We start from the raw sequence: 21,839 nt of genomic DNA on the forward strand, positions 1-21,839 counted from the left end.
AACCAGGACCCGCTGACCGGACGCGGTCTCGGAAGCGCCCTCGGGCCGCTCGAATCGCGCCATCCGCGGCGACGGCCCCCGGAGTTGCCCGCGGCAACGGCTATCCGTCGGACCGTACGCGTACGAAGCGGGCGGTCTCCTGCCGCCCGGACAGCTGCCGCAGCTCCACCGGAAGCGGCTCCGCGAGCGGCGTCACGGGACCGTGCTCCGGGTCGACCACGGCCGCCCCGAGCCGCCCCGCCGCGAGCGCCCCGACCTCGCGGGCCTGCGTCGGAGTGAGCTTGGGCGAGGTCGTCACCGTACGGTCGTCGGGGAGGCGGACGACCAGCGCCCGGGGCCGGTCCACCGGGCCGACCAGGCCGAGGAGCAGGCCGTCGAGGGTGTCCGCGTGCCGGACCTTCCGCCAGGACCACGTCTCGCCCGCCCGGTACGGCGAGCGCAGCGCCTTCGCCACGACCCCCTCGACGCCCACCGCCCGCAGCTCGCGGAACCAGTCCCGCGCGGTCTCCTCGTCCACCGTCGCGAGGACCCGCTGCACGGGCGGGTCGATCTCCTCCAGGGCCGTCCCGAGCAGCCGCCAGCGCTCGGCGAGCGGCAGGGGCCGGACGTCCCGGCCGGGGACGGCGAGGACGTCGAAGGCGATGTACGAGACCGGGACGCCCGACCGCCTGCGGTCGCCGGGCGAGCGGAGCAGATCGGTGAAGCTCAGCCGCCCGTCCCGGTACGCGCACAGCTCCCCGTCCAGGACGAGCCCGGCCGGCAGCGCCTCGCCCAGGTGCGCCGCGATCTCGGGGAACTCCGGGGCGAGGTCCCGGTGCGAGCGCGACTGGAGGACGACCCTGCGCTCCTCCAGGACGAAGGCTAGGGCGCGGAATCCGTCCAGCTTGAGGGAGTACTGGAACCCCCCGGGCGTGCTCCCCTGTGCCGGGATCTCGTCGGCCGGGCGGGGGCGCATCACGTCGACGGGCGGCCGCAGGACGGGGCCGGTCGCGGGCGCCGGGGTCATGGCAGGGCCCCGGCCCGGTCCGGGTCGAGGAGCGGGGCGAGCAGCTCCCCGTAGCGCTCCAGACGTGGCGCGATGTCGTCCATCAGAAGCACGAGCCGTTCGGGCGCGTCGCACGCCTCGACCTCCTCCCAGGTCACGGGGGCGGAGACGGCCGGCAGCGGGCGGGCGCGCAGGGTGTAGGGGGTCGCGGTGGTCTTGGCGGCCGCGTTCTGGCTGAAGTCGACGAAGATCTTGCCGGGCCGCAGGGCCTTCGCCATCCGGTGGACGACGAGCGCCGGGTGGTCCGCCTCGGCCCGCACGGCCAGCTCCTTCGCGTACGCCGAGACCGCGTCGGACGGCGTCGGCTCCAGCGGCACGAGCAGGTGCAGCCCCTTGGCGCCGGAGGTCTTGGCGAAGGCCTCCAGGCCGTCCGACGCGAGCCGCTCGCGCAGCCAGAGGGCGACCCGGCAGCACTCCACGACGGTCGCGGGCGGCCCCGGGTCGAGGTCGAGGACGAGGCGGTCGGCGACGGCGGGGGAGTCGGCCCGCCACTGCGGGGTGTGGAACTCCACGACCAGGTTCGCCGCCCACATCAGCGAGGCGAGGTCCTGGATCATGACCTGCCGGGCGCGCGGCTCGTCGGAGCGGGGGACCGGGGTGGTCTTCACCCAGGCGGGCGTGCCGGGCGGCGGGTTCTTGGTGAAGAAGAGCTGCCCTTCCGGGCCGTCCGGATAGCGCAGGAAGGACACCGGGCGGTCGCGCAGATGGGGCAGGATCGCGGCCCCCACGGTCGCGTAGTAGTGCAGCAGCTCGCCCTTGGTGGTGCCGGTGGCCGGGTGGAGGACCTTGTCCAGATTGCTCAGCGGGAGGCGACGCCCCTCCACCTCCGTGATCGGCGTCATACGATGAGAATCCCACGAATCCGGAAGTGTCGTGCGAAAGGGATGAAACGTGCGATCCATATGGAACGGCGCCATTTCCTTCGGCCTGGTCAGCATCCCGATCAAGCTGGTCAACGCCACCGAGAGCCGGTCCGTGTCCTTCCGCCAGATCCACGCGGCCGACGGCGGCCGCATCCGCTACCGCAAGGTGTGCGAGCTGGACGGCGAGGAGGTCTCGCAGGCGGAGATCGGCAAGGCCTACGAGGAGTCCGACGGGACCATGATCCCGATCACGGACGAGGACCTGGCGGCGCTGCCGCTGCCGACGGCCAAGACGATCGAGATCGTGGCCTTCGTGCCGGCCGGGGAGATCGACCCGCTCCAGATGGACGCCGCGTACTACCTCTCCGCGAGCGGGGTGCCGGCCGCCAAGCCGTACATCCTGCTGCGCGAGGCGCTGAAGCGGAGCGAGAAGGTGGCGGTCGCCAAGTACGCGCTGCGCGGGCGGGAGCGGCTCGGGATGCTCCGGGTCGTGGACGACGTGATCGCCATGCACGGGCTGCTCTGGCCGGACGAGATCCGGGCGCCCGAGGGGGTGGCCCCGGAGACCCCGGTCCAGGTGCGGGACGCCGAACTCGACCTGGCGGACGCCCTGATGGCCACGCTCGGCGAGGTCGACATCAGCACCCTGCACGACGACTACCGGGAGGCGGTCGAGCGGATGATCGCCGCCAAGGCGGAGGGCGGCGCGGCGGTCGCGCCACCGGAGCCCGAGGCGGAGGGCGGCGGCCAGGTCATCGACCTGATGGCGGCCCTGGAGAACAGCGTCCGGGCGGCGAAGGAGGCGCGCGGCGAGAGCGGCGGCGTCGCCGACGTCACCGAGCTGGCGCCCCGCAAGAGCGCGCCGCGCACCCCGAAGGAGACGGGGGCGCGGAAGTCCACGGCGAAGACGGCGGCCAAGAAGACGGCCGCCCCGGCCCGCAAGTCCACGGCGAAGAAGTCCACCGCGAAGTCCACCGCCAAGCCGACGGCGAAGTCCACCGCGAAGAAGACCACGGCCAAGACCACGGAGAAGGCCGCCGCGAAGAAGGCCTCGACGCCCGCCAAGAAGGCGGCGCCGCGCAAGCGCTCGGCCTGAGCGGCGGCCGCCTCTCCTTCCCGGCTAGGACGTGACCAGCTCCCGCAGGGAGGCCTTCATCGCCGCGACGAAGGCCTCCCGCTCGGCCTCGCCGGTCAGGTCGAGCGAGAGGTACGGATTGAGGTCCTCCAGCTCCACGAGCAGCAGCTCCCCGTCCGGCGCCCGGCAGGCATCCACCCGCTGGATCCCGTGCGCCAGGTCGTTCCAGTCCACGAACCGCTGCGCGAACTCCAGGTCGGCGGCGGTCGGTTCGTACCGCTGAAGGACCCAGCGGGCCTCCGGATCGGGCGCGTACAGCGCGTACTGGAAGGCCGGCCCGACGAAGTAGAAGGAGACCTCGTACGTGAACGGGATGCGCGGCTGTACGAGCATCCCGGCCGGGTCCACCTCCCCGAGCCGGTCCCGGTCCACGAACCGCAGGCCCACCGAGTCCGCCCCGAGCAGCGGCTTCACGACGTACTCCGCGGCCTCCGGGAGCCGGTCGAACTCGTCGCGGCGGCCCGCCGTCGGAATGACCGGAAATCCCTCCCTCGACAGCCGCAGGAGGTAGTCCTTTCCGGCCATGTCTCCCTTGCCGGTGAGGGAGTTGAACACCCGCACCCCGCTCGCGCGGGCCGCGCGCGTGAACGCGTCGTACGCCTCCTGGTAGTGCAGGACGGGCCCGCTGTTGCGGACGACCACCGCGTCGAAGCGGTCCATGAGCCCGGCCGCGTCCAGCGGATGGCAGAGCGCGACCGTGAACTCCTCGCGCAGCCGCCCCGAGAGCCAGATGTCCTCGTCGCAGTACCGGCGCCCGCGCGCCTGATAGCCGAGGTCGGTGACGTAGAGAAGTGTTGCCATGCGTTGTCCCGTCTGCTCCCGGTTGGCCGGATCGCCAAAGATTACGTGACGGAAACGCCGAGGCTCCCAGCTTGCGGATCACCCTGCTCCGCCGCATAGCGTGTACGAACACCGGTGCGAACGCCGGTGTGTGAGAGCGTTTTCAGCGGCCCGAGACGACCACCGGGCGCGATCGGTGCGCGGTGGGGTCACGAGCCGTCGGCACCGCCGAGAGGTGAGGCGACAGCATGCACTACCGGATCCTGGGGCCGGTGCGGGTATGGCGGGGGGACACCGAGCTGACCCTGGGGCCCCCGAAACAACAGGCCCTGCTGGCTCTGCTGTTGGCGAGGGCCGGACAGCTCCTGACCCCGCAGGAGGTGATCGACGCCCTGTGGGAGGAGCCGCCGGGCAGCGCCGTCAACGTGGTCCACCGCCATGTCGGCGCGCTCCGCAGGCTCCTGGAGCCCGAGCTGCCCAGCCGGGCGGACGCCAGGCGCCTGCTCCGGGGCGCGGGCGGCTACCGGCTGCCGGTCGGCCCCGGCGAGCTCGACCTGCTGCACTTCCGGTCCCTGCGCGAGGACGCCCGCCGGGCCACGGCGGCCGGGGACGGCGCGCGGAGCGTGGACCTCCTCGTCGACGCGCTCGGGATGTGGGGCGGCCCCGCCGGGACCGGCCTTGCCCCGAGGGTCGCCGCGCACCCGCTCTTCACCGCGCTCAACCAGGAGTACCTGGCCACCGTGAAGGAGGCCGCCGACGCGGCCCTGGTGACGGACCACGCCCACGGCGAGCGGGTCCTCGCCCTGCTCCACCAGGCGGTCCACCACTACCCGTTCGACGAGGCCCTGCACGCCCGGCTCGTCACCGTGCTCGCCGCGCTCGGCCGGCAGGCCGAGGCCCTGGCCGTCCACGAGTCGGTCCGCGCGCGGCTCGTCGGGGAGCTCGGCGTCGACCCGGGCCCCGAGCTCCGCGCGGCGCACGAACGCGTCCTCAGACAGGCGGTCCCTGTGACCGTCCCCGTACCCGCGCCCGTGCCCGTCCCGGCCGCCGGGGAGCAGGACCCCGAAGCGACGGCCGACCGGCCCGCTCCCCAACTTCTCCCCGCTCAACTTCCCTCCGACATCGCCACCTTCGCCGGGAGGCGGGCCGAACTGGCGCTCTCCGGCGGGCTGCTGGACGCGCGCCCCGAGACCGATCCCGGGAAGACCGCCCCCGCCGTCGCCGCGATCAGCGGCATGGCCGGCGTCGGCAAGACCACGCTCGCCGTCCACTGGGCCCACGAGGTGGCGCACCGCTTCCCCGACGGCCAGCTCTTCGTGAACCTCCGCGGCTTCCACCCGACGATGGAGCCGCTGGCCGCCCCCGACGTCATGCGCGAGGTCGTCTCCGCGCTCGGGGTCCCGCCCCAGCGGGTGCCCGACGACCCCGAGGCCCTCCCGGCCTTCTACCGCAGCCTGCTGGCCCCCCGCAGGCTCCTGATCCTGCTCGACAACGCCCGCGACTCCGAGCAGGTGCGGCCGCTGCTTCCGGGCGCCCCCGGCTCGCTGACGCTCATCACGAGCCGGCACCGCCTCGACGGGCTCGTCGTCACCCACACCGTGCGCTTCATCGGCCTGGAGGGGCTCTCCCTCGCCGAGGGCGTCGAGTTCCTGACCCGGCGCCTCGGCGCGGAGCGGATCGCCGCCGAGCCCGCGGCCGCCGAGGCCATCGTCGAGCTGTGCGGACACCTGCCGCTCGCCCTCGCCATCGTGGCCGCCCGCGCCCTGCTCAACCCCCGGTTCGCCCTGGAGACGGTCGCCGACGAACTGCGCGCCGCCCGGGGCAGCTTGGACGCCTTCACCAGCAGCGACGCCCAGGTCGACGCGCGTAGCGTCTTCTCCTGGTCCTGCCGCGGCCTCAGCCAGGCCGCCAAGCAGCTGTTCCGGCTGATCGGCGGCGCGCACTCGGGCCCCGAGCTCTCCGTGGCCACCGCCGCGAGCCTGGCCGGGGTGCCGGCCGGGGACGCGCGCCGCCTGCTCGGTGAACTCCTCGACAGCGGCCTGCTGACGGAGGACGCGCCGGGCCGCTTCTCCTGCCACGAGCTGCTGCGGGCCTTCGCGCGGGAGCTGAGCTTCGACCGCGACGACGAGGGGATACGGGTCCGGGCCCGGCGCCGCCTGTTCGAGCACTATCTGCACACCGCCCACGCGGCCGACGCCCTGCTCGCCCCGTACCGCGACCGCGTTCCCGTGCGGCCGCCGGGCGAGGGCGTCGTGCCGGAGGCGCTGACCGGGGAGCGGCAGGCGGCCCAGTGGCTGCACCGGCAGCGCCAGGTGCTGCTGGCCGCCGTGGAGGGGGCCGCCCTGGACGGCGGCGCGGGGGACGGGCTCTGCTGGCGGCTCGCCGCCACCCTGGAGCTCTTCCTCGACCGGGCAGGCCGCTGGGACGAACAACGCGGCATCCAGGAGCTGGCGTTGAGCGCCGCGCGACGGGACGGCGACACCACGGGCGAGGCGTACGCGCTGCGCGCGCTGGGGTTCGCGTACCACCGGCTCGGCCGGAACGCGGAGTCCCACGAGACGCTGACCCGGGCCCTCGACCGCTTCGCCGACGCGAGCGACCCGCACGGCCAGGCGACCGCGCACCGCAGCCTGGCGTTCCTCAGCAACGGCCTGCGGCACCACACGCGGGCGCTGGAGCACTACCGGCTGGCGTCCGCGCTCTACGACAGCTCCGGACACCGCACGGGCGCGGCGGCCGTGCTCAACGAGATCGGCTGGACCCACATCCTCACCGGCGCCTACGAACAGGCCCTGGACGACTGCGGGAAGGCCGTGCTCCTGCACCGGGAGAACGGGAACCGCAACGGCGAGGCGGCCGCCTGGGACAGCGTCGGCTACGCCCGGCACCACCGCGGCGAGTTCCCCGAGGCCCTCGCCGCCTACGACAAGGCGCTCGCCCTCTACCGCGCCGTCGGCGACCTCAGCCTCCAGGCCGACACCCTCACGCACATCGGCGACAGCCACGAGGGCGCCGGGGACCCGGTGGCCGCCACGGCGGCCTGGCGCGAAGCCGCCGAGCTCTTCATGCACTTGGGGCACCCCGACGCCCGGCAGGTGCGCGACCGGCTCGCGCGCCTCGCGGCGCCCGAATCCGTCGACGACGTTCCCGGCGGTGGCCGATGACGCACCGGAACCGGCCGATGACGTACGGGACTTCCCGAGGGACGTCACTTTTTCGGCACTGCGCCCTGCCTACGCTGCTGGCCCCGATCCGACCAGGGAAGCAGGACGCACGTGCCGTGGCCACCGACGAGATCGCGCCACGACGATCTCCGTTGCGCCCACCGGAGGACCGATCCGAGCGACGGTTTCCGGTCGAGTCCAAGGTCCAGGCCTTTTCGTCGCCCGAACCTCGAACAAAACTTCCCTCGCTTCCGTTTCTACGGGCGAAGGTCGCGGAGCACACCGCTGACGTTCAGGACCTCGTGGCAGTCCGATGCCTGCTTCCCGGTGGCCGGCGTACCCGGCTTCGCGCAGGTCACTTCGGCGGTGACGGTCGCGTTCTCGGGGATTTCGATGGGGGTGACCCAGTGGTAGTCCTGGTTGCGGAACGTCTCGAGCGCGATCGTGGTGATCTTCCGCTCTCCGAACGAGAACGTGATGATGCCCTCGTCGCCCTGGAAGTTCGCCACCACGACGTCGGTGATCCCGAAGACCTTGCCGGCCGGCACCTGGTACGTGCCCACCTTCTTGGCGCCCGCGCCTGTCTTGATGTCGATGGTGGCCGAACTCTGCTGACCGCCACCCGAGCCCGAGCCCGTACCACCGGTGCCGCCGGAGCCACCGCCGTCGCCCTGCCCACCGGAACCCTGCTCCCCACCGGGGGCCGGGGTCGGCTTGGGCTTGGCCTTCTCGGCCTCCTGCTGCCTGGCGGTCTCCTCCTTCTGCGCGGCGGTCGCGGCCTCCTTCGCGGCGCTGCGCACCGCCGGCCGGACCAGCGCGAACCAGGCGACCAGCAGCGCCATCAGGATCGCCAGCAGGATCAGCAGCCACTTCGGCAGGATCGGCAGCTGGACGAACTCGCCCTCCACGACGGTGGGTCGATCGGCCGGAGGCGCGTGCACCTCGCCCGGGTCACCGTCGGTCTTCGGCGAATCACCGGCCTCCGTCACGGCGTCGGCGGCCTCGATCTCGAAGGGCCAGTGCACCGGCTCGCCGAACCAGATCAGCGAGCGGACCCGGGCCTTCAGGCCGACCTCCGCGGTCTCGCCCGGTTCCAGGCGCCGCTGCTGCGGGGTGGCCTTGAGGCTCAGCTCCTCCCCGGCCTGCCGGCCGGCGAGCACCAGCGACACGGGGGTGTTGCCCTGGTTGCGCAGGGCGACCTGGTACCGGCCGCCACGCCAGCCGCGCCGGCGACGGGGCTTCAGCTCCTGCTGGATCTCCCGGAACGCCTCCACGCGCACCGTCGTCTCCGGGACCACCACGTTCTCGGGGTGCTCCACGGGCAGGACGCGCACACCGAGCGGCTTCTCCCCGGCGCGGACGTCGGGGGAGCGCGGCGGAGCGAGCCTGACCGTCACCGTCTCCGACGTGCCGGGATACAGCGAGACGCGGGCCGGTTCGACGGTGGTCCAGGCGGCGCATTCGCCGACCACCGTGAACGTGTACGCCTCGACGATGTCGCTGTCGTTGCGGACGTTCAGGGTGGTCGTCGCCTCGCCGCCGGGCGAGACCGTCACGGTCGGCATATCGAGTTCGGCAGAAGTGGTCACGCCGGGAACCTAGGCCGCCAACAGGCCCTTCTCACAGGGGCGTGAGGGCCAACGACCGGGCAGCGCGACTGCCCCCACGGACCAACGGCGCGCGGACGCGCGCCACATCTGAACCAGCCGCCGGCCGACCGAGTACCGGTCGGCGGACGACGAGAAACGGTGGGAACACATCATGAACAGTGAGCAGTGCGATTCCAGGGTCTCCGTCTCGGTCTACGCCGAGGACCTGATCCTGCAGGCCGGAATCATCGAGCAACTGCGGCGGCGGCCCGAGGTCGAGCTGCTGCCCGAGGCCGAAGCCGACAAGGCGAGGGCGACCCTGGTGGTGGTCGACACGGTCGACGACTCGACCGTGCAACTGCTGCGCCGCCTCCAGCGCAACACCGCCACCAGCACCGGTCTGGTCGTCGGCCGGTTCGAGGCGGGGGCGCTGCAGACGATGATCGAATGCTCGGTCGCCGCCGTACTGCGCCGCTCCGAGGCCGATCAGGACCGGCTCGTCCACCTGGTCACCGCGCTCGCGAAGGGCGAGGGCGTGCTCCCCGGCGACCTGCTCGGCAAGCTCCTGGCCCATGTCAGCAGCCTGCAGCGGACCGTGCTCGACCCGCGCGGCCTGACCCTCTCCACCCTCACGACCCGCGAGGCCGACATGCTCCGCCTGGTGTCCGAGGGCTTCGACACCGTGGAGATCGCGCAGAAGACCTCGTACTCCGAACGGACCGTCAAGAACGTGCTGCACGAGGTCACCACCCGGCTGAACCTGCGCAACCGCGCCCACGCGGTGGGCTACGCGATGCGGCACGGACTCATATGACCGCCTCGGGGTCCGCAGGACAGCCCCTGGGTGCCCGAAAGAGCAGCGGACGTTTCCCCCGGTGCGGGACCTCGCGGCCTGTCGCGACCCGCCCGGGGCTGTGACGCTCGACCACGGTGAACTGTTCTCATACTGCGAGGTGGACGTGACCGGCACCCCAGGCCCCGCGGGCCGTACCAGGGTGGGCAGACTGGCCGTCGCCGTGACGGTGATCGTGCCCCTCCTCGCGGTGAGTTCACCGCAGGCCGCCACCCCCGCCGCCGCGCCCGTCCGCGCGGCGGCGGCCGCGGCCGACACCGGCCGCATCGTCTACGCGGGCACCGAGCACCGCTCCATCGGGCGCGTGACGGGCAACCCGGCCACCGCCGACCCGCTGCTCGGCCCCGGCCCGGCGCACTACGACACCGAGGCCTACGCCCGCGGCGACCAGGTCGTCTTCACCAGCCTGCGCGACGGCACGCGCCCCCAGGTGTACCTGCGGGCCGCCGGCGGGGGCATCCGCAAGCTGACCTCGGAGCGCGACGCGGCCAACCCCGAACTCACCCCGGACGGCCGGTTCGTGGTGTTCGACTCCGCCGAACCCGGCATCGGCGGTACCCAGCGCGACCTGTGGATCGTGGCGACGGACGGAACCGGCGAGCGCCGCCTCACCGACTCGCCCCGCAGGAACGAGACCGCGCCCACCGTCTCGCCCGAGGGCGCCAGGATCGCGTACGTCAGCGACGCCGACCCCCTGCGCGGCAAGCAGATCTACCGCCGGGCCCTGGACGGCGGCGCGTACGAGAGGATCAGCGACGCGCCCGCCGGGACCGCCGACGACCCCGCCTGGAACCCCGTCGACGACACCGTCAACCGCGACCTCGTCGCCTACACGCACACCGCCGCGCCCGGCACCGACCCGAGCGGCCCCCGCCTGCGGGTCACCTCGGGACCGGGCGCCGACGGCCCGCTGCTCTCCGGCGAACAGGCCGGCTGGAACACCCGCCAGGCCGCCTGGCAGCCCGACGGCGACACCATCCTCTTCCTCAGCATCAACGGGCCCTGCGGCTGCACCAACCCGTACGAGACCGTCTACCGGGCCGTCGCCCACTCCACGGAGACCGCCCAGAGCCTCCTCTACGAGGACCGGGTCGTCGACTCGCCGACCTGGCTCGGCCCGCAGAACGGCGGCACCGTCCTCGTCACCCGCACCACCGCCGAGGCCCGCATCCACGCGTACCTCCAGGACGTACGGCCCGACGGCTCCGACCCCCGCGACCTCGGCGTCAAGATCCTCCGGGAGGATCCCACCGCCAGGACCAACACCGACCCGGCCGTCGACCCGCTCTTCAACCCGCCCGGCAAGTACGACCCGTGGACCGAGCGGCAGAGCTACACCCCGGACGGTCGGCGGATCATCGTCTCCCGCTTCTCGGGCGACCCCGAGACCGGCCGGATCGAGCAGATCTGGCTGACCGACGCCGACGGGAAGAACCCCACCGTCGTGCCGCTCGCCGGCCGCGGCGACAAGGACTGGGACACCGACCCGGCCCTCTCGCCCGACGGCAGGTTCCTCGCCTTCGCCCGCACCTCGCCCGGCGGCGTCGGCTCGGCCTCGGGCCCCAGCCGCATCCTCGTCGCCGACGCCAGGACCGGCGCGCTCGTCGGCCAGGTGCGCCCGCCCGCCGGCCAGACCGGCGGAGACGCCCAGCCGACCTGGTCCTCGGACGGCAAGACCCTCGCCTTCACCCGTAACGCCGTCGTCGACGGCGCGGGCGGCAACAAGCACATCTGGACCGTGCCCGCGGACGCCCTCGACCGGCAGCGGAACCTGAGCACCGAACTCTGCCCGGGCACCTGCCAGGTCATCGACGACAGCCCCGCGTTCTCGCCCGACGGCAAGCGCCTCGCCTTCAACCGCAAGGACGGCGGCGGTCGGGTCAACCAGCGCAACAGCGTCCTGATGACCGACCTGACCTCGGGCGGCTGCCAGGTCCTCCTGCCGACCGGCCGCTCCGGCGACCCGGACGGCTGCCGCCGGGACGTCCCCGACACCTCCGCCACCGGCCCCTTCCAGGCGCGTGACGTGGCCTGGTCGCCGGACGCGAGCCGGCTCGTGTTCAGCTCCCGCCGGGAGCTCGCGGCCAACTCGCCGGAGGCCCTGTCCACCGTCGAGATCGCCACCGGCGCCGTCACGTCCCTGACCGGCGCCCTCGCGGGCCGCCAGAAGGAGCCCGCGTACCAGCAGTCCGTCGACCTGACCGTGACCGCGCCGCCCACCGCCGACCCGGTGACCGAGGGCGAGACCGGCACGGTCACCGTGACCGTCACCAACCAGGGCCCGTCCGCCTCGCCCGGCACCGTCTTCACGGCCGTCGCGCCCCCGGGCGTCCGTATCGACGAGCTGACCCCGTCGAAGGGACGGTGCGAGCCCGGGTCCCCGCAGTGCGAACTCGGCGTCCTCACCCCCGGCGAGAGCGTCACCGTCACCGTGCGGCTGACCGGCGTGACCCCCGGCGACCGGGTCGTCGACTGGTCCGTCACCGGAGCGGTCATCGACCGCAGCCCGACCGACAACACCAGCTCGACCCTCGTCCCCGTGGAGCAGGCCCCCGAGCCGCCGACGCCGACCCCGACGCCGACGACACCCACCCCGACCCCGCCGAAGCCCACCCCGCCGCCGCCCGCGCCGAAGGCCGGCCCCGCGCTCACCATCACCGCCCAGCCCGAACCGGGGTACGTCGGCGGCAAGGTGGTCCTCACGTACACCGTCCGCAACGGCCGCGAGGCCCTCGCCACCGGACTGACCCTGCGCCTCGGCCTGCCGCCCGGCATCCCCGCCGGAAAGGCCCCGGCCGGGTGCGTGAAGAACGTGTGCGCCCTCGGTGACCTCGCCCCCGGCGCGTCCACCGTCGTCACGATCGTGCTGTCCCCGAACAAGGCGCTGACGTCCACCGCCACCGGCCGGCTCACCACCTCCGGCACCGACGCCGACCCGCGCGACAACACCGACCGGCAGCGGATCAGGATCCTCCAGCCGAAGATCGTGGCCGTCCCCGCCATCGGCAAGCCCGGCTTCGTGACCTCCGTCCGCGGCAAGGACTTCCCGCCCGGCACCCCCGTCACGCTGACCTGGAAGCCCGGCATCACCGCCGCCGCCGTCCCCACCGTCCCGAAGGCCGACGGCACGTTCATCGCCCAGCTCCTGATCCTCGCCAAGGACCAGACCGGGCCGCGCGTCATCACCGCCAAGGGCGCCGGATTCTCCCCGGTCACCACCGACTTCCTGGTCGTCACCGGCAACGTCGCCCCGCCCGACGAGGTGGCCCGCCGGTGATCCACGAAGTCGACGAGGGGCTGCGCATGCTCCTCACCGAGTCCGGCCTGACCGACAGCGGCGTCGACCTGGTCTTCGACCCGCCCACCCGGGAATGGGCGGCCCGCCGCAACGCCCCGACCATCAGCGTCTTCCTCTACGACATCAAGGAGGACATCGAACGGCGGCGGACCGGCAGGCTGGAGGAGTACGACGACAACGGCCGGATCGTCGCCTACCGCACCCCGCCCCGATGGTTCGATCTGACCTACCTGGTCACGGCCTGGACCAACCGGCCGCAGGACGAACACCGGCTGCTCTCCGAGGTGCTGCGCTGCATGGCACGGCTGGACGTCCTGCCCGGCCGGCTGCGCACCGGCACCCTGGCCGAACTGGGCCTCGCCGTCCCCCTGGAGGTGGCGGGCGGCGCCCAGCAGGGCCGCTCGGCCGGAGACGTGTGGTCGGCCCTCGGCGGCGAGCTGAAGGCCGCGATCGACCTCAGGGTCCTCGCCCCGCTGGCGGGCGAGCGCATCGACGCCGCGCCGCCGGTCACCGAGGGCCTGGAGGTACGGGTCGGCCCGGCCGCGGGCGACGACGCCCCGGAGGACTCCGGCACGGGCCGCCGCCTGCGCTACGACGGCGCGGGCGACCCGGGCGAGCGGGGCTTCGCCGCCGCGCGCGAGATGCCGGCGCCGACCCGCCGCCACCGGGGGCCGGTGCGGTGATCAAGGACGACGTACGGACGTACGTGGACATGTCCCCCGAGGCGCAGGAGGACCCGGCCGGGCTCGCCCACCTCTGGGAGCGGCTGGCCCGGGTCGAGCTGCGGGTGCGCGACGCGGTCGCGGCGCGCCACGCGACCGACCCCACCCCCGACGACCCCTACCGGGGCCAGTACCTCACCCCGGAAGGGGCCGAGCGCATCCTGCGCGCCCCGGCCGCCTTCCACCCGGGACCCGCCGGAGGTCTCCCGGACGCGCCGGAGGGCCCCGACGGCTCGCGGCTGCGGCGGCTCGCCGAGGCCTTCGGACTCCTCCCGCTGGACGAGGAGTTGCTGCTCGTCGCCCTCGCGCCCGACATCGACGCCCGCTTCGAGGCGCTGTACGGGTACCTCAACGACGACCTCACCCGGCGGCGCCCGACGATCGGCCTCGCCCTCGACCTGTGCGGTCAGCCCGTCGCGGGCCCGGCACGGTTCCGGTTCTCCGCCACCGCGCCCCTCGTCAGGGGCGGGCTCCTGGACATCACCGAGCCCGACCGCCCGTTCCTCTCCCGGACCCTCCGGGTCCCCGACCGGGTCGCCGCCCATCTGCTCGGCGACGACGAGCCCGACGCCCGGCTCGCCGGTCTCGTCTCCACGGACCACGGCGGCCCCGGGCCGTACGAGCAGCCCGTGCCGCGCGTCGCGGAGGCCGCCCTCACCGGCGGCGGCCCGGTCCACGTGCGGGCCAGGGGCGGCGACGCCGGCCGGGTCGCCGTCGAGGCGCTCACGGCCGCAGGCCGCCGGGCCCTGGTCCTCGACGTCGCGGCACTCACCACCGACGCCGAGATCGCCCGGGTGCCGCACCTCCTCGCGACCGAGGCCCGGCTGTGCGGCGGCGGCATCGTCGTCGGCCCGATCGAGGCGCTCGAACCCGAACGCCCGGAGCGGGCCCGGTGGTTGCGCGAACTGTGCGCCACGACCAGCGGCGTCCCGCTGATCACCTACGGGACGAAGAACTGGGACCCCCTGTGGTCCCGCCAGAGCCCCGTCCCCTTCACCGTCGGCCCGCCCACCACCGGCCGCACGGTCACCCGGTGGCGCCAGGCGCTCGACGCGGCGGTCGAGACGGTCGACGCGCCCGTCACCGTGCCCGGCGACGACGAACTGGGCCCGGCCGTCGTCTCGTACCGCCTCGACGCCGAGCAGGTGCGCAAGGCCGCCACGGTCGCCGTCCGCGCGGCGGCGGCCGAACGCCGCCCCCTCGACACGGGGGACCTGCGGGCCGCCGTACGCGGACAGAACGGCGCGGGGCTCGAACGCCTGGCCCGCCGCATCGAACCCGCCGTCGGCTGGGACGACCTCGTGCTGCCCCCGCCCACCCGCCGCCAGCTCGGCGAACTCGCCCTGCGCGCCCACCACCGCGACCAGGTCCTCGGCCAGTGGCGGATGCGCCCCGGCGGCGGCCGCGGCCGCGGCGTGATCGCCCTCTTCGCGGGCGAGTCCGGCACGGGCAAGACGATGTCGGCGGAGGTCGTCGCCGCCGAACTCGGCATGGAGCTCTACGTGGTGGACCTCTCCACCGTCGTCGACAAGTACATCGGCGAGACGGAGAAGAACCTGGAGCGCATCTTCGCCGAGGCGTCGGAGGTCAACGGCGTCCTGCTCTTCGACGAGGCGGACGCGATCTTCGGCAAGCGCTCCGAGGTGAAGGACGCGCACGACAAAAACGCCAACCTCGAATCGGCGTACCTCCTCCAGCGGATGGAGTCCTTCGACGGGATCGCGGTCCTCACCACCAACCTCCGGGCCAACCTGGACGAGGCGTTCACCCGCCGCATCGACGTGATCGCCGACTTCCCCATGCCCGACGCGCGCCAGCGCCTCGCCCTGTGGGACCGCTGCCTCGGCCCCGCACTGCCCCGGGACGAAGACCTCGACCTGCGGTTCTGCGCCGACCGCTTCGAGCTCGCGGGCGGCTCGATCCGCGCCTGCGCGGTCACCGCGGCCTACCTCGCGGCCGAAGCGGGCGGCCCGCTCGGGATGGGACAGCTCGTCTCCGCGGTCCTCCAGGAGTACCGCAAGCTCGGACGCCTGGTCCTGGAGAGCGAGTTCGGCCCGTGGATGAAGAACGAGCGGACGGCCGCCGCGGGTCAGCCGAGACGGTAGGCGGCGGGCGGCGCTCCGGGGACGCCTCCGGGGACGCCTCCGGTCGGCGGCGCTCCGGTGCCCCGCCGACGCGAATCCGAAGTGCCGGGTTGCCCCGCCCCAGCTGCCCGTTCAGGCAGCACCATTGCCCCTTCGGCGGGACTCCAGGGCCTATGACCAGGCACATCGCGGCAGCGAGACTCGGTGGTGACCCCAGTGGCCACTTGAAGGAGCGAGTATGCCGTCGTACCTGACCCCGGGCGTGTACGTGGAGGAGGTGCAGTCCGGTGCACGGCCGATCGAAGGCGTGGGCACCGCGGTTGCCGCCTTCGTCGGGTTCGCGGAGCAGGGGCCCTTCCACCGTCCGACGCTGGTCACCAACTGGGACCAGTACGTCCAGACGTTCGGTGGCTTCACGGAGGGCACCTACCTCGCCCACTCCGTCTACGGCTACTTCGCCAACGGCGGCGGCACGGCGTACGTCGTCCGCGTCGGCGGCCCGGCGGCCGACCAGGCCGACGGCGGCAAGCCCGCCGCGATCCAGGCCCCCGCGCCCACCGCGCTCGGCGGCTTCCTGATCTCGGCCCGCACCGGCTCCGGCCCGGACGTCTCCGTCGAGATCGCCGCCGCCGACGGCGAGAACCCGCCGGAGGACCGCTTCAAGCTGCTGGTCCGCCAGGGCGACAAGGTGGTGGAGACGTACGACGCCTCCGTCCGCAAGAACGTCAAGGGCTACCTGCTCAACCAGGTGCGCGGCTCGAAGCTCATCGAGGTCGCCGAGCAGCCCGGCGCCACCCAGACCCGCCCCGAGGCGCAGACCGTCGCCCTGCCGGCCGCCCCCGTCGCGACCCCGGCCACCACCGCCGCCCCCGGCGGCGTCGCGCGGCTCGACCCGAACGAGTACGTCGGAGACTCCGCCGCCCGCACCGGCTTCGGCGGCCTCGAGGCCATCGACGAGATCACCATGGTCGCCGTACCGGACCTGATGAGCGCCCACCAGCGCGGCGAGATCGACGCCGAGGGCCTGCGTACCGTCCAGCTCGCCGTCATCTCGCACTGCGAGCAGATGGGCGACCGGGTCGCGGTCCTGGACTCCCCGCCGAACATGAACGCGCAGGCCATCCGTACCTGGCGCCAGGACGAGGCGGGCTACGACTCCCGCTACGCCACCCTGTACTACCCCTGGATCTCGGTCTTCGACCCGGCCACGGGCCGCAACACCACCGTCCCGCCCAGCGGCCACGTCGCGGGCGTCTGGGCGCGCAGCGACGGCGAGCGCGGGGTGCACAAGGCCCCGGCCAACGAGGTCATCCGCGGCGCGGTCGACCTGGAGATCCGCCTCAGCAAGGGGGAGCAGGACCTGCTCAACCCGATCGGCGTCAACTGCGTACGCGCCTTCCCCGGCCGCGGCATCCGCATCTGGGGTGCGCGCACCCTCTCCTCGGACCCGGCCTGGCGCTACCTCAACGTCCGCCGGCTCTTCAACTACCTGGAGGAGTCCATCCTCCTGGGCACCCAGTGGGTGGTCTTCGAGCCGAACGACGAGCGGCTCTGGTCGAGCATCCGACGGAACGTCACCGCCTTCCTCAGCGAGGAATGGCGTCGCGGCTCGCTCTTCGGGAGCACCCCGGCGGAGGCGTTCTACGTCAAGTGCGACCGCGACAACAACCCGCCGGAGTCGGTCGACCTCGGCCAGGTGATCTGCGAGATCGGTGTCGCGCCGGTCAAGCCCGCCGAGTTCGTGATCTTCCGGCTCTCGCAGTACTCCGACAGCACCAGCCTCGTCAACGAGTAAGTCCACGAGTAACTCGTCAACGGGTAACAGGAAAAGGTGAAGACAGCAATGGCAGAGGGCGACGCTCTTTCCACCCATATCTTCGGGGTCCAGCTGGGCGGCTACATGGTCGAGTCGATCCAGGAGATCAGCGGCCTGTCCTACGAGGAGGACGTGGTCGAGGTCCGTCAGGTGACCCCCGACGGCAAGCTGCTCATCAAGAAGCAGCCGGGCGCACGCCAGGCCGGCGAGGTGACCATCACCCGCGGCATGGACAAGAGCACCGAGTTCACCAAGTGGGTCAAGGAGACGCTGGAGAACGGCCAGGTCGACTCGGCCCGGCAGAACCTCACGATCGAGGTCAAGGACGCCGCGGGCGAGACCGTGCGCCGCATCCAGCTCATGCAGGGCTGGGCGAGCAAGTGGGAAGGCCCCTCGCTCAAGGCCGGCGAGTCCAGCGCCGCCACCGAGACGGTGACCATCACCTTCGAGGAGATCGTGATCGAATGAGGCGCAGGACGGTCACCTCCGGCGGCATCGAGGATCTCCTCGAAGCCGCCGCGTCCGCCGAGCGCGCGGCGGCCGCCGAACAGGCGGCCGCCCCGGCCCCGGCGGCCCCGCCGGCGGCGCGGCAACGCGAGCAGCTCCAGAACGAGTTCACCTTCGAGCTGCCGCGCGGTTACGTCGACGACGAGGGCACGGTCCACCGCACGGGCTCCATGCGCCTCGCCACCGCCCGGGACGAGCTGCGCCCGCAGATCGACCTGCGGGTGAAGGAGAACCCCGCGTACCTGAGCGTGGTCCTGCTCAGCCAGGTGATCACCAGCCTGGGCACGATCACCGACATCCACGCCGGCGTCGTGGAGCGCATGTACGCGACGGACGTCGCCTTCCTCCAGGACTTCTACCGGCGGATCAACAGCGAGGGGCACACGCACGCGGCGGTGACCTGCCCGCACTGCCACAACCCCTTCGAGGTGGACCTCTCCGGCGGGCGCCTGGGGGAATCGTGACGTACGCCCTTCCCCGGTTGCGGGAGGAGATCGCGTACGTCGCCTACCACTTCCACTGGCAGCGCGAGGACATCCTCGACCTCACCCACGCCGAACGGCAGCAGTGGGTGCGGGAGATAGCGCGGATCAACACACGGGTGAACGAAGGCGGGTGAGGTGAGGGCATGGGCTTCTGGGACAGGTTGCGGAGGGGCGGCGGCAGCGCGTCGGCTTCGGCGTCGACTCCGACGGACGGCTCCGTACGGGAGCCCGCCTCCGCCTCCGCCTCGGCCTCGCCCGAGGTCCCGGCAGGACTGCCGGACTGGGACGGCGGCTGGCGCGAGGTGGCCCCGGCGCCGCTCACCATCGCGCGCTCGACCGTGGGCGTGAGCGACGGCCTCCGGTTCCGCTCGGGCCTCGCCTCCTGGCAGAACCCCACGCTCACGAAGGACCTGGGCCACGGCCTCCTGCCGTCCGCGCCCGCGGGCCTGATCCACGGCGTCGCCCGCCCGACCACACCCTCGCGCCCGACCCCGTACGCGGGCGGCGGCCCGCTGCTGCTCCGCGCGGTGGGCGGCGAGCCGGAGCCGGAGGGCCAGGAACTGGGGGCCGGCCTGGGTCCGGAGCGCCCGATCCAGAGGGCGGCGGTAGCGGGGGCGGGGTCGGGGGCGGGGTCGGGGCACTCGATCCAGCGCGCGGCGGTACCTGAGGGTGGCTCGGGGCCGGTGGCCTCGGACCCGCTGGTGGTGTCCCGGCGTACGACGTCGGCCCCCGAAGGGGCCAACCCGGTTCTGGAGCACCCGATTCAGAGGGCGGCGGTACCTGGGGCGGCCTCGGGGCCCGAGGCTTCGGACCCGCTCGTGGTGTCCCGGCGTACGACGTCGGCCGCCCAGGGGACGGACGCTGGGTCGGAGCACCCGATCCAGCGCGCGGCCGCACCGTCGGCGCCGGCGGACGGGACCGGCCCGGTGACGACCGCACCCGTACTGGGCGAGGCCCCGGTGCTGTCCCGCCGGATCGCGGATTCCGGTACGCCGGGGGAGACCCCGCGCCCCGAAGCTCACGGCCCCGAAGCTCACGGCTCCGCAGCGAGCGGCCCCGACGCGAGCGGCTCTGCCGCGCTGCCCGTTGTGGGCAGGGCGCCTCAGCCCTCCGGTACGAACGACCCGAGCACCACCGGTCCGGCACCCCGGACCCCCGAGACGTCCGCCGCCCCCCGGCGGACCCGGCCGGGTTCCCCTGTCCGGCCGCGCCCGGTCGGCGCCCCGTTGGTCGTGGCCAGGCGCCCGGCGATGGCACCGCGTGTGCTCGCCGCGGTTCCGCCGCGCGCACCGGCCACGGCCGCCGACCGGGCGACCAACGACGTACGGCAGGAGCCGGCCCCGTCCGCCCCGGCGGACCTGTCCCCGCGCACCGCGACCCGCCCAGGCCTGGGCGCACCGATCGGTGAACTGCCCGCCACGGCACGGAGGATCGACGGTGGCACGACGCCCCCGACTCCGAGCGTGCCGATGCCCACTGCGCCGAGCGACTCCCCGGCGTTGCCGGTCATGCGCCGCATGGCCGAACCCGAAGCCCCGTCGACCCCGACCCCGACGCCGACCTCGGCCCCTACGCCGCCCCCGACTTCGACGCCGTCGCCCCGCCCGGCCCGCTCCGGCCTTGGGGCGCCGCTCCGCGAACTCCCCCCGACGGCCTCCCTGCTGGGCGGCGGGTCACCGATCCAGCGCCGCACGCTCCCGAACCCTGAGACCACCCGCACGAACACCCCGACATCGCCCCGGCCCGGGGCGGCCGACACCCCGGTGGTCCGGGTGCCCCGCACGGCGGAAGGCCCTGCCGTCACGCCCTCGGGTGGTCCGGCCGTGCCTCCGGTGGTTCCGGTGTCCCGTGCTGTGGAAGGCCCGTCAGGCCCGGCGGCCGTCACGCCCCCGAGCGAGCCGGCCTCGCGCCCGGACGCTCTCGTACGACCGGCGACGACCGGCCCGACCCCCGGAGCGCCGAAGACCCCCTCGAGCGGGCCGACTTCGGCTGCCCCCGCGGTGCAGAGGGCGCCCGCATCGGACGCCGCTTCGTCTGCGTCCACTCCGGTCGTCCCGCTCGCCGACCCGGCGGAGCCCCGGCCTGAATCGCTGATCGTGTCCCGAGCGGTCGAGAAGACGAGCAGCCCGGACAGTGCCCCGCTCCTCGGGGCGCCGGAAGGCCGTTCCGGCGCGTCCACCCCGGCGCCCACCCCGGCGGTCCCGCTCGCCGACCCGTCGGCGCCGCGGCCCGAGCCGCTGGTCCCGGTGTCGCGTGCGGTCGAGAAGCCGAGCAGCTCGGACAGCGCCCCCATCCTCGGGGCGTCGGAGGGCCGTTCGGACGCGTCCACCGCGCCGAATTCGCCGGCAGTCCCGCTCGCCGACCCGTCGCAACCCCGACCGGAGCCGCTGACCGTGTCCCGTGCGGTGGAGAAGCCGTCCGGCGCGGAGGCCCGGCCGACGACCGGTCAGGTCGGCAGCCCGCCGTCCGGACCGACCGTCGCACGAAAGGCGGCCCCCGCCGAGCGGACCGCCGACCGCGCGAAGGCGAACCGGTCCACCCCCGTCGCCCCCTTCGTTCAGCGCTCCCGCCGACTGCTCCCCGACCGGCCACTGGTCATCAGTACGCGCGCCGCCGAGGGCTTCTCCACGTCGGCGCCCGCTCCCTCGGCGGCCGCGGCCCCCTCCCGCCCCGTGGTCGCGGCCACGTGGCGCAGGGACCCCGCACCCGAGCCGCCGACGGAGCCGGCTCCCGCGCGGGAGCCGTCCGTCCAGCGCGCCGCCGCCCGCCCGCGCGGGCACGCCGGCTCGCCGACCGCCCCGACGGCCCACCCGGTCCAACGAGCGGCCCACCCGGCCCACCCCGCGCCCCACCGGGAACCGGCACCGAAGCCCACCCCGACCACCACCCCCGCCCGACCCGTCGTACGCCTCGACCCGGCCACCCCGTCGTCGCCCCGCCCCGCCCCCGTACAGCGCCAGGCCGCCCAGCCATTGACGTACACGAGGGGTGCCGGGGCCGTGGCCGAGCCGCCCGCGACGCCCGTCGTGCGGGCACCGGCGGCGAGCCGGCAGCTCCAGGCCAAGGCCGTTCAGCGGATGGCCGAGGCGGGGCTGAGCGGCGTCCCCGTGATCCCGGTCGCCCGCGACGTTTCGCCCAAGTCCACCTCGACCGGCACGTCGACCGGCACCTCGACTTCCTCCACGTCCACCTCGACCTCGTCGTCCACTTCGACGTCCACCTCGAAGTCCACGTCGACCTCCACCGGCACGCAGACCGGCCCGAGCGTCCCCCGCGGCAAGGAGCTCGACGAGCTCGCGAGGGCGCTGATCGACCCGGTGTCCCGGCTGCTCCGGAACGAGATGCGCCGCGGCCGGGAACGTACCGGCCGCCCCCACGACAACCGCCGCTGACCCGAGCCCGCACCAGGCACGAGCAGCACCCCCGACAGACCAGCCGGACCAGCCGGACCCGCCACCCCGAACGAACACAGAACGCGCCCACCGGGCAAGGAGAAGG

General features: G+C 74.0%; 15 protein-coding genes. 11 read left to right on the top strand and 4 right to left on the bottom strand.

Annotated elements, in window-relative coordinates:
- Positions 1–100: 100 nt before the first annotated feature.
- Together ACWCO8_RS33825 and ligD are read right to left on the bottom strand one after the other, a co-directional pair.
- A complete protein-coding gene (locus tag ACWCO8_RS33825) occupies positions 101–1,006 on the bottom strand; it encodes an ATP-dependent DNA ligase (RefSeq protein WP_451035422.1) in 906 nt (301 codons plus the stop codon).
- Positions 1,003–1,887 (bottom strand): non-homologous end-joining DNA ligase, encoded by an 885-nt coding sequence (ligD, locus tag ACWCO8_RS33830; RefSeq protein ID WP_451035423.1) that lies wholly within the window; start codon positions 1,885–1,887, stop codon positions 1,003–1,005. The genes ACWCO8_RS33825 and ligD overlap by 4 nt, the downstream gene beginning before the upstream one ends.
- A 49-nt stretch (positions 1,888–1,936) precedes the next feature.
- Here ligD and ku point away from each other — a divergent pair, with 49 nt between their 5' ends.
- On the top strand, positions 1,937–3,004 hold the full coding sequence (ku, locus tag ACWCO8_RS33835; protein WP_451035424.1) for a non-homologous end joining protein Ku: 1,068 nt from the start codon (positions 1,937–1,939) through the stop codon (positions 3,002–3,004).
- A gap of 24 nt (positions 3,005–3,028) precedes the next feature.
- Here the strand turns inward: ku and ACWCO8_RS33840 are convergent, their stop codons facing one another.
- The gene (locus ACWCO8_RS33840) at positions 3,029–3,844 is read right to left on the bottom strand and encodes a hypothetical protein (protein WP_451035425.1); all 816 of its coding nucleotides are present in this window, start codon (positions 3,842–3,844) and stop codon (positions 3,029–3,031) included.
- Positions 3,845–4,071: 227 nt separating this feature from the next.
- Between ACWCO8_RS33840 and ACWCO8_RS33845 the strand changes: the two genes are divergently transcribed.
- Positions 4,072–6,987 carry an AfsR/SARP family transcriptional regulator gene (locus tag ACWCO8_RS33845; RefSeq protein ID WP_451035426.1) on the top strand — a complete coding sequence of 972 codons (2,916 nt, stop codon included), beginning with the start codon at positions 4,072–4,074 and terminating at the stop codon, positions 6,985–6,987.
- A 257-nt stretch (positions 6,988–7,244) separates the two neighbouring features.
- Here ACWCO8_RS33845 and ACWCO8_RS33850 read toward each other — a convergent pair whose 3' ends face one another.
- Positions 7,245–8,552: a COG1470 family protein gene (locus ACWCO8_RS33850; protein ID WP_451035537.1), complete on the bottom strand. Its 1,308-nt coding sequence runs from the start codon at positions 8,550–8,552 to the stop codon at positions 7,245–7,247.
- Positions 8,553–8,748: 196 nt separating this feature from the next.
- Between ACWCO8_RS33850 and ACWCO8_RS33855 the strand changes: the two genes are divergently transcribed.
- From ACWCO8_RS33855 to ACWCO8_RS33895, 9 genes are all read left to right on the top strand, one after another.
- Positions 8,749–9,390: a response regulator transcription factor gene (locus ACWCO8_RS33855; RefSeq protein WP_451035427.1), complete on the top strand. Its 642-nt coding sequence runs from the start codon at positions 8,749–8,751 to the stop codon at positions 9,388–9,390.
- Between the two features lie 145 nt (positions 9,391–9,535).
- On the top strand, positions 9,536–12,706 hold the full coding sequence (locus tag ACWCO8_RS33860) for a hypothetical protein (protein ID WP_451035428.1): 3,171 nt from the start codon (positions 9,536–9,538) through the stop codon (positions 12,704–12,706).
- Entirely contained in the window at positions 12,703–13,410 is a 708-nt protein-coding gene (locus tag ACWCO8_RS33865) for a DUF4255 domain-containing protein (protein WP_451035429.1), read from the top strand. Before ACWCO8_RS33860 ends, ACWCO8_RS33865 begins: the two co-directional genes overlap by 4 nt.
- 29 nt (positions 13,411–13,439) lie before the next feature.
- A complete protein-coding gene (locus ACWCO8_RS33870; RefSeq protein ID WP_451035538.1) occupies positions 13,440–15,554 on the top strand; it encodes an ATP-binding protein in 2,115 nt (704 codons plus the stop codon).
- A 217-nt stretch (positions 15,555–15,771) separates the two neighbouring features.
- Positions 15,772–17,328, top strand: a complete 1,557-nt coding sequence (locus ACWCO8_RS33875; RefSeq protein ID WP_451035430.1) for a phage tail sheath subtilisin-like domain-containing protein — start codon at positions 15,772–15,774, stop codon at positions 17,326–17,328.
- Positions 17,329–17,376: 48 nt separating this feature from the next.
- On the top strand, positions 17,377–17,817 hold the full coding sequence (locus ACWCO8_RS33880; RefSeq protein ID WP_362003859.1) for a phage tail protein: 441 nt from the start codon (positions 17,377–17,379) through the stop codon (positions 17,815–17,817).
- Positions 17,814–18,320: a hypothetical protein gene (locus ACWCO8_RS33885; protein WP_451035431.1), complete on the top strand. Its 507-nt coding sequence runs from the start codon at positions 17,814–17,816 to the stop codon at positions 18,318–18,320. Before ACWCO8_RS33880 ends, ACWCO8_RS33885 begins: the two co-directional genes overlap by 4 nt.
- Positions 18,317–18,475 (top strand): DUF6760 family protein, encoded by a 159-nt coding sequence (locus ACWCO8_RS33890; RefSeq protein ID WP_018492281.1) that lies wholly within the window; start codon positions 18,317–18,319, stop codon positions 18,473–18,475. The genes ACWCO8_RS33885 and ACWCO8_RS33890 overlap by 4 nt, the downstream gene beginning before the upstream one ends.
- 9 nt (positions 18,476–18,484) lie before the next feature.
- Positions 18,485–21,733 carry a hypothetical protein gene (locus ACWCO8_RS33895; protein WP_451035432.1) on the top strand — a complete coding sequence of 1,083 codons (3,249 nt, stop codon included), beginning with the start codon at positions 18,485–18,487 and terminating at the stop codon, positions 21,731–21,733.
- Positions 21,734–21,839: the final 106 nt, after the last annotated feature.

The sequence above is a fragment of the Streptomyces sp. NPDC001927 genome, from assembly GCF_053594455.1.

Coding starts and splice junctions, on each gene's coding strand:
- ACWCO8_RS33825 (WP_451035422.1), bottom strand. CDS start 1,006: ATGACCCCGGCGCCCGCGACCGGCCCCGTCCTGCGGCCGCCCGTCGAC.
- ligD (WP_451035423.1), bottom strand. CDS start 1,887: ATGACGCCGATCACGGAGGTGGAGGGGCGTCGCCTCCCGCTGAGCAAT.
- ACWCO8_RS33840 (WP_451035425.1), bottom strand. CDS start 3,844: ATGGCAACACTTCTCTACGTCACCGACCTCGGCTATCAGGCGCGCGGG.
- ACWCO8_RS33845 (WP_451035426.1), top strand. CDS start 4,072: ATGCACTACCGGATCCTGGGGCCGGTGCGGGTATGGCGGGGGGACACC.
- ACWCO8_RS33850 (WP_451035537.1), bottom strand. CDS start 8,552: ATGCCGACCGTGACGGTCTCGCCCGGCGGCGAGGCGACGACCACCCTG.
- ACWCO8_RS33855 (WP_451035427.1), top strand. CDS start 8,749: ATGAACAGTGAGCAGTGCGATTCCAGGGTCTCCGTCTCGGTCTACGCC.
- ACWCO8_RS33870 (WP_451035538.1), top strand. CDS start 13,440: ATGTCCCCCGAGGCGCAGGAGGACCCGGCCGGGCTCGCCCACCTCTGG.
- ACWCO8_RS33875 (WP_451035430.1), top strand. CDS start 15,772: ATGCCGTCGTACCTGACCCCGGGCGTGTACGTGGAGGAGGTGCAGTCC.
- ACWCO8_RS33880 (WP_362003859.1), top strand. CDS start 17,377: ATGGCAGAGGGCGACGCTCTTTCCACCCATATCTTCGGGGTCCAGCTG.
- ACWCO8_RS33885 (WP_451035431.1), top strand. CDS start 17,814: ATGAGGCGCAGGACGGTCACCTCCGGCGGCATCGAGGATCTCCTCGAA.
- ACWCO8_RS33895 (WP_451035432.1), top strand. CDS start 18,485: ATGGGCTTCTGGGACAGGTTGCGGAGGGGCGGCGGCAGCGCGTCGGCT.